At 73.5% G+C, this 12,361-nt stretch carries 10 protein-coding genes; 2 read left to right on the top strand and 8 right to left on the bottom strand.

The window, feature by feature from the left end:
* Positions 1-24 precede the first annotated feature (24 nt).
* From dnaK to ACFZB3_RS02960, 6 genes are all read right to left on the bottom strand, one after another.
* On the bottom strand, positions 25-1,872 hold the full coding sequence (dnaK, locus tag ACFZB3_RS02985; RefSeq protein WP_391368657.1) for a molecular chaperone DnaK: 1,848 nt from the start codon (positions 1,870-1,872) through the stop codon (positions 25-27).
* Between the two features lie 139 nt (positions 1,873-2,011).
* Positions 2,012-2,437, bottom strand: coding sequence for an OsmC family peroxiredoxin (locus ACFZB3_RS02980; RefSeq protein WP_391368654.1), 426 nt, complete (start codon positions 2,435-2,437; stop codon positions 2,012-2,014).
* Between the two features lie 67 nt (positions 2,438-2,504).
* On the bottom strand, positions 2,505-4,304 hold the full coding sequence (locus ACFZB3_RS02975; RefSeq protein ID WP_391368651.1) for a hypothetical protein: 1,800 nt from the start codon (positions 4,302-4,304) through the stop codon (positions 2,505-2,507).
* On the bottom strand, positions 4,301-5,362 hold the full coding sequence (locus ACFZB3_RS02970; protein ID WP_391368648.1) for an AAA family ATPase: 1,062 nt from the start codon (positions 5,360-5,362) through the stop codon (positions 4,301-4,303). Before ACFZB3_RS02970 ends, ACFZB3_RS02975 begins: the two co-directional genes overlap by 4 nt.
* A gap of 187 nt (positions 5,363-5,549) precedes the next feature.
* Positions 5,550-7,619, bottom strand: coding sequence for a phage holin family protein (locus ACFZB3_RS02965; protein ID WP_391368646.1), 2,070 nt, complete (start codon positions 7,617-7,619; stop codon positions 5,550-5,552).
* Between the two features lie 167 nt (positions 7,620-7,786).
* Entirely contained in the window at positions 7,787-8,218 is a 432-nt protein-coding gene (locus tag ACFZB3_RS02960) for a hypothetical protein (RefSeq protein WP_391368643.1), read from the bottom strand.
* Between the two features lie 84 nt (positions 8,219-8,302).
* Between ACFZB3_RS02960 and ACFZB3_RS02955 the strand changes: the two genes are divergently transcribed.
* A complete protein-coding gene (locus tag ACFZB3_RS02955; RefSeq protein WP_391368641.1) occupies positions 8,303-9,076 on the top strand; it encodes an MBL fold metallo-hydrolase in 774 nt (257 codons plus the stop codon).
* Positions 9,077-9,090: 14 nt separating this feature from the next.
* Positions 9,091-9,717, top strand: coding sequence for a VTT domain-containing protein (locus ACFZB3_RS02950; protein WP_391369728.1), 627 nt, complete (start codon positions 9,091-9,093; stop codon positions 9,715-9,717).
* 114 nt (positions 9,718-9,831) lie between these two features.
* On the opposite strand, the gene ACFZB3_RS02945 is transcribed toward ACFZB3_RS02950, so the two are convergent.
* Both ACFZB3_RS02945 and ACFZB3_RS02940 read right to left on the bottom strand, forming a co-directional pair.
* Positions 9,832-11,016 (bottom strand): MBL fold metallo-hydrolase, encoded by a 1,185-nt coding sequence (locus ACFZB3_RS02945; RefSeq protein ID WP_391368638.1) that lies wholly within the window; start codon positions 11,014-11,016, stop codon positions 9,832-9,834.
* Positions 10,998-12,302: an aminotransferase class I/II-fold pyridoxal phosphate-dependent enzyme gene (locus ACFZB3_RS02940; RefSeq protein WP_391368635.1), complete on the bottom strand. Its 1,305-nt coding sequence runs from the start codon at positions 12,300-12,302 to the stop codon at positions 10,998-11,000. The genes ACFZB3_RS02945 and ACFZB3_RS02940 overlap by 19 nt, the downstream gene beginning before the upstream one ends.
* Between the last annotated feature and the right edge of the window lie 59 nt (positions 12,303-12,361).

The following is a 12,361-nucleotide window of genomic DNA, read 5'->3' as shown; positions in this document are numbered from 1 at the left end:
ACCGCGGCGGGACCCGGCGGTGCCTCAACCGGCCGCGCCCCGCTGGTCGTCCACGATCTCGGCGTCCACCACACCCTCCTCCTCGGCCTCGGGCGCCTGCTGTTCCCCGGCCGCGCCGCCGGCGGCAGCGGCGTACATGGCCTGCCCCATCTGCTGGCTCACGCTCGCCAGTTTCTCCACCCCCTGCCGCAGCTCACCGGTGTCGGCGTCCCGTTCCAGCAGCGCCTTGAGCTCGGTGATCGCCGCCGCCACGTCGGCCTTCGTGCCGGCCGGCACCCGCTCCTCGTTCTCCCGGAGGAACTTCTCGGTCTGGTAGACGAGTTGCTCGGCCTGGTTGCGGGTCTCCGCGGCCTCGCGGCGCCTGCGGTCCTCCTCGGCGTACTGCTCGGCCTCCCGCATCATGCGGTCGATGTCGTCCTTGGGGAGGGCGGAGCCGCCGGTCACGGTCATCTTCTGCTCGCGGCCGGTCGCCAGGTCCTTCGCCGAGACGTGCATGATCCCGTTCGCGTCGATGTCGAAGGCCACCTCGATCTGGGGCACCCCGCGCGGTGCGGGCGGCAGGCCGGTGAGGTCGAAGACGCCCAGCTTCTTGTTGTACGCGGCGATCTCGCGTTCGCCCTGGTAGACCTGGATGCCCACCGAGGGCTGGTTGTCGGCCGCGGTCGTGAAGATCTCCGAACGCCGGGTCGGGATCGTGGTGTTGCGCTCGATGAGCCTGGTCATGATGCCGCCCTTGGTCTCGATGCCCAGGGACAGCGGGGTGACGTCGAGCAGCAGCACGTCCTTCACGTCGCCGCGGATGACGCCCGCCTGGAGGGCGGCGCCGACCGCGACCACCTCGTCCGGGTTGACGCCCTTGTGCGGGTCCTTGCCGGTGAGTTCGCGGACCAGGTCGGTGACGGCGGGCATCCGGGTCGAGCCGCCGACCAGGATGACGTGGTCGATCGCCGAGACCTGCACGCCCGCGTCCTTGACGGCCTGGTGGAAGGGTTTCTTGCAGCGGTCCAGCAGGTCGGCGGTGAGCTCCTGGAACTGGGCCCGCGTCAGCTTCTCCTCCAGATGCAGCGGCCCCTCCGCGGAGGCGGTGATGTACGGCAGGTTGACCGAGGTCTCCGTCGACGACGACAGCTCGATCTTGGCCTTCTCGGCGCCCTCGCGCAGCCGCTGCACGGCCATCTTGTCGTTGCCGAGGTCGACGCCGTACTGCCCCTTGAACCGCTTCACGAGATGCTCGACGACCCGCTGGTCCCAGTCGTCGCCGCCCAGGTGCGTGTCGCCGTTGGTGGCCTTGACCTCGATCACCCCGTCGCCGATCTCCAGGAGCGACACGTCGAAGGTGCCGCCCCCGAGGTCGAAGACGAGGACGGTCTGCTCCTCGCCCCGGTCCAGGCCGTAGGCGAGCGCGGCGGCGGTCGGCTCGTTGATGATCCGCAGCACCTTCAGGCCGGCGATCTCGCCGGCCTCCTTGGTGGCCTGCCGCTGGGCGTCGTCGAAGTACGCGGGTACGGTGATCACCGCGTCGGTGACGTCCTCGCCGAGGTAGGCCTCGGTGTCCCGCTTGAGCTTCTGCAGGACCCGCGCCGAGAGCTCCTGGGCCCGGAACCGGGTGCCGTCGACGCTCCCGCTCTCCGGGAACCGCCAGGCCGCGTCGCCCATGTGCCGCTTGACGGAGCGCGCGGTGCGGTCGACGTTGGTCACCGCCTGCCGCTTGGCGACCTCGCCGACCAGCACGTCGCCGTTCTTCGCGAAGGCCACGACCGACGGGGTGGTGCGTGCCCCCTCGGCATTGGCGACGACGGTGGGCTCACCGCCCTCCAGCAGGGCCACCACCGAGTTCGTCGTACCGAGGTCGATACCGACCGCACGTGCCATGTCCGTCCCCTTCCGCCCGGGCGCTTCCCCGACTCCAGCTCAAAACTTGAGCGGGCTGTTGTCAATGCCGGGTGCGCCGTAAACGACGCTGCCGCGCCCCTCCGGGAAGAGGGGCGCGGCAGCGCGGCGGACAGGGCGCTCAGGCGAGCTTGGCGTCCAGGGTGATGGTGGTGCCGGTCAGGGCCTGGCTGACCGGGCAGTTCTTCTTGGCGTCCTCGGCGGCGGCGACGAAGCCGTCCTGGTCCAGGCCGGGGACGGTGCCCTCGACGGTCAGGTGGATGCCGGTGATGCCGGTGCCCGGCTGGAAGGTGACGTCGGCGTTGGTGACCAGCTTGGTGGGCGGGGTGCCGGCACCGGTGAGGGCGTGCGACAGCGCCATGGAGAAGCAGCTGGAGTGGGCGGCCGCGATCAGCTCCTCGGGGCTGGTCCTGCCGTTCGCCTCCTGGGAGCGCGAGGCCCACGTGACGGGCTGCTCGCCGATACCGGAGGAGTCGAAGGTGATGACACCGTTCCCCTCGGTCAGGCTGCCTTCCCAGACGGTGTGTGCGGTGCGCGTGGTAGCCACGGTTGTTCCTTTCGGCGATGAAGGCGAATGAACCGGTTCGCTCGCCCCCATCCGATCACATCGGGGCTCACCGCACCCGGAAGACCGGCCCACGGGGGGTGAACGGCAGGCGACGTCCGTCCGGGATCAGATAGGCGTGCTCGCGGCGGACCCGCAGGACGTCGCACCAGCCGTCGGTGATCACCAGGACCGGCGCGGCGGGCGGGAAGTCGTCGGCGCGCTGGAGCAGGTCGATGCCGGGCTGCAGGACGGTCCCGCCGCGGCCGTGCACCCGGACCCGGCCGGCGATCTCGGTGGTCGGGAGATAACCGGCGTCGTGCGGAGCCGCGTCGCAGAAGACGACGCGCGCGGCCGGTACGTCGCGGGCCTCGGCATAGGAGGCGATCGCGCCGAGCGCCTTGCCGAGCAGGGTGCGGTCCATGGAGCCGGAGGTGTCGAGGACCACCCCGAAGGTGCACCGGGCGACCTCCTCGGGCGGGAAGTACCGGCCGGCGCGCGGGATGTCCGGGGTGGACGACTGCCGGCGCGAGGGGCGGGCGTAGGACCGTACGGCCTCCGGGCGCGGCACGAACTCGTCGAACCAGCGGGCGAGCCGGGCGTCCCACGGAAGCGGTGGGTGGCTGAGTGCGCGGATCTCCTCGACCAGGCCGCCAGGCAGCAGGCCCCGGTCCTGTGTCCGGTGCAGGTCGAGCCCCTGGCACAGTCCGCGCCGGTAGAACTCGTCGAGGTCGACGTACGCGCCGGGCGGCCCGAGCGGCGCGCCCAGCACGTCACCGCGCCCCTTGCCGCGCAGGGTGGCCAGGCGCCGCATCCTTCTGAGGTCGCCGGCGATCCGGTCGTACACCTCCTCCGCCGACAGGTCCTTCAGCTCCGGGTCGTACAGCAGCCCTTCGGGCATGGTGCCGACGCGCATCGCGACCAGCCAGCCGTTGATGACGTAGTCGCAGGCGATGTTGAAGAGGTAGGGGTCGCGGCCGCCGAGGCGGTCACCGTGGCGCAGGGCGGCGTGCAGCATCTCGTGGGCGAGGACGAACCGCCACTCCTCGTCGTCCATGGTCCGCAGCGGGTTGACGTAGATCTCGCCGGCCTCGGGATTGACCGCGGCGACGGCGATGTCGTGGGCGCGGGCCAGTTCGGCGTCGGCGACCAGTCTGATGCCGGCCGCGATGCCGCCGAGCAGCGGGTAGGAGGAGACGAACCAGCTCAGCGCCTTTTCCCAGGGGCGCCGCGGGGTGGGCGGGCCGGACATGGTCGTGCGGCGGCCGCCGGCCAGGTCCATCGCCCGGGACATGGTGCGGGTCAGCGCGTGCGCGAACCCGACCTGCCAGTCGGGCACTTGACCGGCCCACTTGCTCCAGGAGAGCAGGAGCTGGTCGGGCTCGCCGCCGTTCGTCCCGCCGCGCTCGTACGCTGCCGGGATGCCACCGGACCGGCGCCAGCCGGCGGCGAGCCGGTCCTCGTCGCCCTCCGGGTAGGAGGCGGGCAGGTGGCCGGGGGCCTCGCCGATCGGGAAGGTCTCCAGGAAGCGGTTGACGACGGTGCAGCGGGCGGCGAGGTCGTAGCGGTCCGGCTGGGCGCGCGGTCCGGTGGCGGCCGGGAGGTGGCCGAAGCCCAGATGAATGGTGCAGTGCGCCAACGCCCAGGCCCACTCGGCCGGTTCGGCCCGCCGGGTGGCGTGCGCGTGCAGCACGCCGTCGGAGTCGGCGCGCACCAGCCCCTCCCGGGGCGCGAGTTCGCACTTCTCGTGCCGGCAGATGGTGAACTCGACCGCCCGCAGGGCGGGGTTGGCGCGGAGCAGCTCGACACCGGCCGCGAAGTTCTCGGCGGCCGGGTCCTGCTTCTTGCGCGCGGCGGCCGCTCGGCTCATCGCCGGGCCTCCACCAGCCGGGGCATGTCCCGGGCCGCCTCGATCAGGAACCAGGCGGGCAGCACCGGGTTGCCGTCGGCGTCGGAGGCGATGACGGTCTGGGCGACCTCGACGGAGATCTCGGCGAGCTGTACGAGCAGCGACTTGGCGCGGTACGCGGTCTGCCGGCCGTTCGCCGACATGTGCTCCTTGTCGGCGGGGAGTTCCTTGACCAGCCGGCCCCGGAACGACTCGGCCAGGTAGTACAGCAGGTCGCGGTCCTCGATCCGGTTCGGCCATCCCGCGTCCCCCTTCAGGACGGCCTCGATCCCGAACCGGCTGCGCACGATCTTGACGTATCCGCAGAAGGCGGTGGCGTGGGCGGGGGTCAGCGTGCCGTGCGCGAGTACCTTCAGCGTCTCCTCGTCCAGCTCGCGCCCGAAGGAGTGCAGGGCGTCGGAGAGCATGTGCCAGGAGCGCGGGGTGGAGAACGGCTCCTCGGTCTTCGGCGGCTTGGACCACAGGTGGTCGGGCCGGTCGGTGAGGTGGTCCAGGATCCACGGGTGGATGCCGTTGCCCGCGGCCCAGGCGAGCCAGTCGTGCGCGGAGGCCTCCAGGTGGACGTGGGCCAGCCGGTTGACGAGCGCGGAGGCGACGGGCCGGGCGAGGGCGTTGTCGGTGGCCCGGTTGCCGGCGCCGATGACGATCGAGCCCTTGGGCAGCTCGTAGTTCCCGATGCGCCGGTCGAGGATCAGCGAGTAGAACGCCTTCTGCACATCCGGGGTGGCCGCGTTCAGCTCGTCCAGGAACAGGCAGTACGGCTCGTCCCGGGCGATCGACTCCGGCGGGCAGAAGACGGAACGCCCGTCCCGGATCTGCGGAACCCCGATCAGGTCCTCGGGCGCGAGCTGCGTCCCGAGCAGGCTCACGCATTCCAGCCCGAGCGATTCGGCGAACGCCCGCACCAGGGACGACTTCCCGATGCCGGGGGCGCCCCAGATGAAGACGGGCCGGACGGTGGCGAGTCCGAGCAGGAGTTCGGGGATACGGGAGGGCGTGACGGTCACGGCTGCCTGCAAGAGGCTGCTCCTTGGGGGTGTTCGAGAGGTTTGCGACCCGAACAGTGTGAGCCGGGAGGGAAGGGAACGCAGCCGATTTATCTGGAGGCAAGCTGCAGCGCCCCTTCAGGGGGCGCCGGGGGTACCCCCGGCCGAAGGCTGGGGGAGGAACTGCGCGAACAACCCCCGCCGGCCCGCGGCCGACGAACTACGCGGCCCTCTCCCCCTCCGCGGACAAGGGAACCTGCGGCCCGTCCGCCTCCCGGAGCCACCGCCGCAGCACCCGGTGCACGGCCTCGGCCCCGACGAGGTCCTGACCACTCTCCATCGGCACCGAGAGGTCGACCGGCGACAGCAGGAACGGCCGCCCCTGCGCACCCCCCAACCCCCCGTGCGACCCGATCTGCTCCTCGAACGCGAGGACTTCACCGCTCTCCGGGTCGTACCAGGAGTTGACCATGATGTCGGCGGTGTGCGGAAAGGAGTGCGTCCGCCGAACGGCATCCGCGGCGCCCGGCCCGAAGACGGCCAGCGGCCCCGCAGGGCCGTCGAGGCGGTCGAGCGGGATCTCCGCGCCGTACGCGCCGAGCACCACCCCGCCGTGCTCCTCGCTGCGCACCAGCAGGAACCCGATGCCGGGATGGTTGGCGAGGGTGGTGAGCAGCGCGGGATGACGGGCGTCCAGCTCCTCCTTGGTCATGCGGTGCGGCACGTCCGGGAAGGAGACCAGGCCGAGGTTGCCGGAGGCGAGCACGACCGGCTCCGACTGCCGGGTGGGCCGGTGCTTCTCGCCGCCCTCCTCGACCGGCCTGCGCAGCGCCGCGCGGACGGCGGCCCGCGCCTCCGTGCCGCTGTGGGTGCGCTCGGCCCGGCGCGGCACAGGCAGTCCGCAGCCGGCCCGGACCAGGTCGCCGAGGCTGAGGCCGTAGCGGGTGTGGAAGGTCTCGCCAGGGCTCTGGCCGTGGTCGGAGAGGACGACGATCCGGTACTGCCGTGGGGCGTGTTCGGCGGCCTTCTCGATCAGGGCGAGGGAGCGGTCCAGGCGTTGCAGGACCTTCTCGGCGTCCCTGCTGTGCGGGCCGGAGTGGTGGGCGACCTCGTCGTAGGCGACCAGGTCGGCGTAGACGGCGGTGCGGCCGACGAGCAGGTCGCCCATGACGGCGGCGACGACGACGTCCCGTTCGACGACCGTCGCGAAGGCGCGGACGAAGGGGTAGAGGCCGCCGCGGCCGACGCGCGGGCGCTGCTTGCGGAGCCGGGCCACGGTGGACTGGACGATCTCGCGGCCGACCTCGGCGAAGAAGGAGAGCGCGGTGCGGACGGCATTGGCCGGGTCCGCGAAGTACGCGAAGTAACCGGCGCGGGAGCGGTTCTCCCGGCCGCGGCGGCGGGTGGCTATCGACAGCACGAGGGCCTGTTCGTCGGCGCCGCCGCTGAAGAGGTTGCCGCGGCTGGCGCCGTCCAGGGTGAGCAGCCCGCCGTCGGCGGTGCGCTCGATCGCCCGGCGCTGGAGTTCGGCGGCGCTGGTCGGCCGGTTGCAGACCATCACCTCGCGGTGCTCCTTCTCGTACCAGCGGAAGGCGGGCACGTCGAAGTTGGAGCCGTGCAGGATGCCGAGCTGGCTGGCGCCGGTCTGGCTCGACCAGTCGGTGCGCCACGGGGTGAGGCGGTGGGTGGGCCGGCGGGTGGGCTCCTGTGCCGCTCCCAGCCATCCGGCCACCGTCGGCATCAGGCCCTTGGCGACGGCGGCGGTGAGCACGTCGTGGCCGACGCCGTCGAGCTGGAGGAAGACGGTGCCGGGGGTCGCCGGGCAGGGCGGGTGGGACCTGCGCCGGCGGATGGCGAGGCGGGAGAGCCGGTGGCCGTAGGCGTCGTCGTCGCGGACGGCGAGGGCGCCGCCGGTGGCGGAGGCCACGGCGGACATCACCGCGGCCACGATCACGGCGGTCTCCGGCGCGGCCTCGCTCTGCCCGGAGGGGTTGATGCGCAGGGCGACGAGAAGGAGCGAGCCGTTGAGGAAGAAGACGAGCAGGCCGAGGACGAGGGCGGGCACGAGCAGCAGCAGCCGTACGAGGAGGGGCCACACGACGGCCGACAGGACACCGAAGGCGCCGGCGCCGAGGGCCGCGGTCATGGCGATGCGGGTGGCGCTGTCACCGTCGGGGGACTGGAGCTGGAAGTCGGGCAGGATGCCGGCGAGGACCAGCATGGTGACGGTGGAGACCGCCCACACCGTGACGCTCCGCCCGACCTGACTGACGACCCGCCGCCACCGCACGCCCCACCGACCTCACGTCCGCGACCCGCGCCGGATGCGGGTCTGCTCGCGCCAACACTGTCACACGCGGGCGGGCCGGCAGCGGTCGGTCACGGTGGGTCCGACGGCGCCGTACCCGCGCCTGCGCGGCCCGCGGGGCACAGCTGCGCTGTGCGGCGGCCCCGGCCCTACCGCCCGTCGTACCCCGCCGTCGGCATGGACAGCCTCCGGTGGATCATGGCCTTCATACGGGCGTCGTAGCGGGGTTCCGCGCGGCCCACCGTCTCCACCCGGACCCCGCGTCTCGCGCACTCCGCCATGAAGTCCTCGACCGACGACAGCGCGCTCTCCAGGACCCGTCTGCTCGGGGCGACGAAGACGTCGAGGCCGGGCCGGACGCCGGTCCACAGGGCGCTGTGGTCGGGGCGCAGGCCGCGGACCAGGAGTTCGCGGGCGATGACGTAGCCGTGTTCGACGGCCCAGCGGGCGCACATCGCGTGCTGGCTGCGGGAGTCGACCAGAAAGGGGTCGATCTCCAGTTCCTCCAGGGGCGTCAGACTCGCGATCGCGGTCACCCGCACCGGCGCGAGCCCACCGGGGGCACCCCGCACCTGTCCCATGGCGTCCCCCCTCACCTCCGGGTTTCGCCGCCGACCCTACTCCTGCACGTAGGCTTCGGGGAGTCGCGCGAAGGAGGCAAAGAGGTGCCGGTGGAGATCACCTGGTGGGGTCACGCCACCTGCACGATCGAGGATTCGGGCACACGCCTGCTCACCGATCCTCTGTTCGCGCGCCGGCTCGCCCACCTGCGCCGCCGCCGGGGCGCCCCGCCGCCGCCCGAGGCCCGCCGCGCGGACCTCGCGCTCGTCTCCCACCTGCACGCGGACCACCTGCACGTACCCTCGCTGGCCGGGCTCGCTCCGGGCACGCGCCTGCTCGTGCCCCGGGGCGCACCACGGGCGGTACCCGCGCTCCGCCGCCTCCGTCACCTGCGGATCACCGAGGTGGACGTCGGCGACGAGATACACGTCGGCCCTCTCGTCGTACGGGCCGTGCCCGCCCGGCACGACGGCCGACGGCTGCCGGTCGGACCGCACCGCTCCCCCGCCCTCGGATACGTCGTCGAGGGCGCGGCGCGGACGTACTTCGCCGGGGACACCGGGCTGTTCGACGAGATGGCCGAGGCGGTCGGGCCGGTGGACGTGGCCCTGCTGCCGGTCGGCGGGTGGGGACCGCACCTCGGCGAGGGGCATCTGGACGCGGGCCGGGCGGCGCGGGCGCTGGCGCTGCTGGCGCCGCGCAGCGCGGTGCCGGTGCACTACGGGACGTACTGGCCGATCGGCATGGACGCGGTGCGCCCGCACGAATTCCATGCGCCGGGCGAGGAGTTCGTGCGTCTGGCCGCCCAGTACGCGCCGCAGGTGGCGGTGCACCGGCTCGGCCACGGGGAGAGCGTGCGGCTGGAGGTCGCGCGGTGAGACTGCTGGTGGTCATGGCGGCCGCCGCCGGCTCCACGGCGGCGACCTCCACCTCGACCGAGTCCACGCAGCAGGCGATCGGGTATCCGACGCTGTTCCTGCTGGTGCTGATCGGGGCGTTGGTGCCGGTGGTGCCGACGGGGGCGCTGGTGAGTTCGGCCGCGGTGGTGGCGTTCCACCAGACGGCGCCGTTCGCGCTGGCGCTGGTGTTCGTGACGGCGTCGCTGGCGGCCTTCCTGGGGGATGCGGCGCTGTACTGGCTGGGGCGGCGGGGGCTGCGGTCGAAGAACGGGTCGCGGTGGCTGGAGGCGATCAGGGCGCGGGCGCCGGAGGAGCGGCTGGAGCAGGCGCAGGGGAAGCTGGCGGAGCACGGGGTCGCCGTGCTGGTGCTGTCACGGCTGGTGCCGGCCGGGCGTATCCCGGTGATGCTGGCCTGTCTGCTGGCGGAGTGGCCGTTGCGGCGGTTCGCGCGGGGGAATCTGCCGGCCTGTCTGGCGTGGGCGGTGACGTATCAGGTGATCGGGATTCTGGGCGGGTCGCTGTTTCCGGAGCCGTGGGAGGGGGTGGTGGCGGCGGTGGGGCTGACGGTTGTCATCAGTGTGGCGCCGAGTGTGTGGCGGCGGGTTCGGGCTGCCGGGTGAGGGCGCGGAGCGGGGTGCGGGTGCGGAGCGGGGTGCGGGTGCGTGGGGGCTTGTCGCGCAGTTCCTCCCCCAGCCTTCGGCCGGGGGCACCCCCAGCGCCCCCAAAGGGCCGCTCTAGTGGATGGTGCTTTCAGATGAAGCCCGTTCCAGAACCCTCGACCCTCCCACCGGCAGGTCCCAAAGGTCCCCCCGCTCCCGTCCCGTCTTCTCCCAGGCCGCCCGTACCCGCGTCAGCGGTTCCAGGACCGGCTCTGCCGAGAGGATGAAGGTGCCCCAGTGCATGGGGGCCATGCGCCTCGCGCCCAGGTCCTCCGTGGCCCGGACCGCCTCCTCCGGGTCGAGGTGAACGTCGCTGAGCCACCAGCGGGGGTCGTAGGCGCCGATGGGCATCAGGGCGAGGTCGATGCCGGGGTAGCGGCGGCCGATGCGGGAGAACCAGTGGCCGTAGCCCGTGTCACCGGCGAAGTAGACGCGGCCGCCGTCGGGGGCGGTGAGGACCCAGCCGCCCCAGAGGCTGCGGCAGGTGTCGGTGAGGGTGCGCTTGGACCAGTGGTGGGCGGGGACGAAGTCGAAGCGGACCCCGGACAGTTCGGCCGCCTCCCACCAGTCCAGCTCGGTCACGGTGGTGAATCGGCGGCGCCGGAACCAGCGGGCGAGCCCGGCCGGCGCGAACACCGGGGTGTCGCGCGGGAGACGGCGCAGGGTGGGGGCGTCCAGGTGGTCGTAGTGGTTGTGGCTGACGACGACCGCGTCGATGCGCGGCAGGGTCTCCCAGGGGACGCCGACCGGGGTGACGCGGGCGGGGGTGCCGAGGATGCGGTGGGACCAGACCGGGTCGGTGAGGACGGTCAGGCCGCCGATCCGGACGACCCAACTGGCGTGCCCCGCCCAGGTGACGGAGACGGTGCCCGCGTCCGCGCGGGGCAGCGGGCCGGGTTCGAAGGGCAGCCGGCGGACGTCGGCGAGGCCCTCGCGGCCGGGGCGGACGGAGCCCTCGCGGGCGAAGCGGGCCATGGCCTTGAGGCCGGGCAGCGGGGCGGTCAGGCGATCGTGGAAGGTCCGCGGCCAGACCCGGAGTTCGCCCAGCGGGCGGGGTTCGGCGAGCGGCGGGAACGCGGGGGCGGCGGTGTCGGCTTCTCTGGTCGTCATGACAGACGTGGTGAGAGCAGTCGTCGTGGTGGGGGCAGTCGTGGTGGGGGCAGTCGTGGTGGCAGTGGTCGTGGAGACAGTCGTCGTGGTGGCAGTCGTCGTCGCGGGCCCTGGCTCATGCGTCTGCTGCGTCATCGAGGAGGCTCCCATCGCTGAGCGTCGTCGCGGAGATCGCCGAGTACCGATCCCAAGGACATCAACGCGCGTTGCACGTGTGGCAGTTCCAACGGTGCGGGGGACGTGAGGCATTCCAGGCGTTCCGCGGCGGTGCCGCCCAGCAGCGGGCCGGTGGCGAGCCGGACGCGCAGCGCGCCGAGGTCGTCGCCGAAGCGGTGGCCGCCGGGTGCCGGCATGCCGAGCCGGGCGGTGAGGAGGTCCTCCAACTCCTGTGCGTCGCCGACCCCGTGGCCGCCGAGTGCGGCGCGCAGCGGTTCCAGGTCGGCGTACAGGTGCCGGCCGGCCTGCGGGGGCCGGGCCAGGGCCCCGCAGGCGACGACCGCGGCGTGCGCTGCGGCGGCCACGCGCGCGTGCAGCCGTACGGTGGCCTCCCGGCGTGCGGTGACGGGCTCGGGCTCGTCGAGCGCGTACCCCGCGGCGACCGCGACCGGTCCGGCGAGGCGGGCGCCCAGCGCCGTCAGGATGTCGAGCACGCGCGCGTGCAGGGCCGTGCCGGTGGCGCCCGCCGGGAACCGGGCGACGGCGGCGGGCCAGCCGGCCGGCAGCAGGGCACCGGCCAGGTCGGTGACGACGGTGACCCGGTCCGGGAGCATCTCGGCGGGGCTGAGCAGCACCGTGGCGTCCGGGGCGTGCAGCGTGTCGCGCCAGGTCTCGTCGCTGACCAGGTGCAGTCCCGCGCCGGCCGCGGCCTCCACGGTCTCGTGCAGCAGTTCGGGCGGGGCCACGGTGGCGGTGGGGTCGTCGGCGACGGAGAGCACGAGCAGCCGGGGGTCGCCGCCCTCGTCCCGGACCCGGCGCACGGTCTCCAGCAGCGCGTACGGGTCGGGGGCGCCGCCGGACTCGGCCGGGGTGGGTACGTGGAAGACGGGCCGGCCGAGGAGCCGGGCGTACGGCGCCCACCAGGCGGCACAGGGGCGCGGCACCAGCACGTCGCCGCCGAGCACGGCGGTGAGCGCCAGCAGCAGGGCGGGGGCGCCGGGTCCCGCGGTCACCCGGCCGGGCGGGACGGGCAGCCCGCGGCGTTCCCAGTAGCCGCGGGCCGCGTCCAGCAGCGCCGGTCCGCCGCCGACGGGCTCTTCCGTTCCCCTGTTCGCGGCGGCGGCCAGTACCGCGGCGAGCTCGGGCAGGACGGGCAGCCCGTCGTCGGGCAGGGGCGGCCCGTAGCGGACGGGACCGTGGCCTTCGGGCGCCACGGGGGCGTTCTCCTCCGGGGAGGTGCCGGCCGCCGGTCCGTGGCCCTCGGGATCCGTCCGCCGCATGTCCGCCTCCGCGCAGTCCGTGGTGCCGTGTGCTGTCCGGTCCGGTGCTGTCCGGTCCG

This window comes from Streptomyces sp. NPDC008092, assembly GCF_042957285.1.
GTDB lineage: Bacteria > Actinomycetota > Actinomycetes > Streptomycetales > Streptomycetaceae > Streptomyces.
The sequence above is the reverse complement of the archived record's forward strand: the minus strand, read 5'-3'. Positions and strand labels throughout refer to the sequence as shown.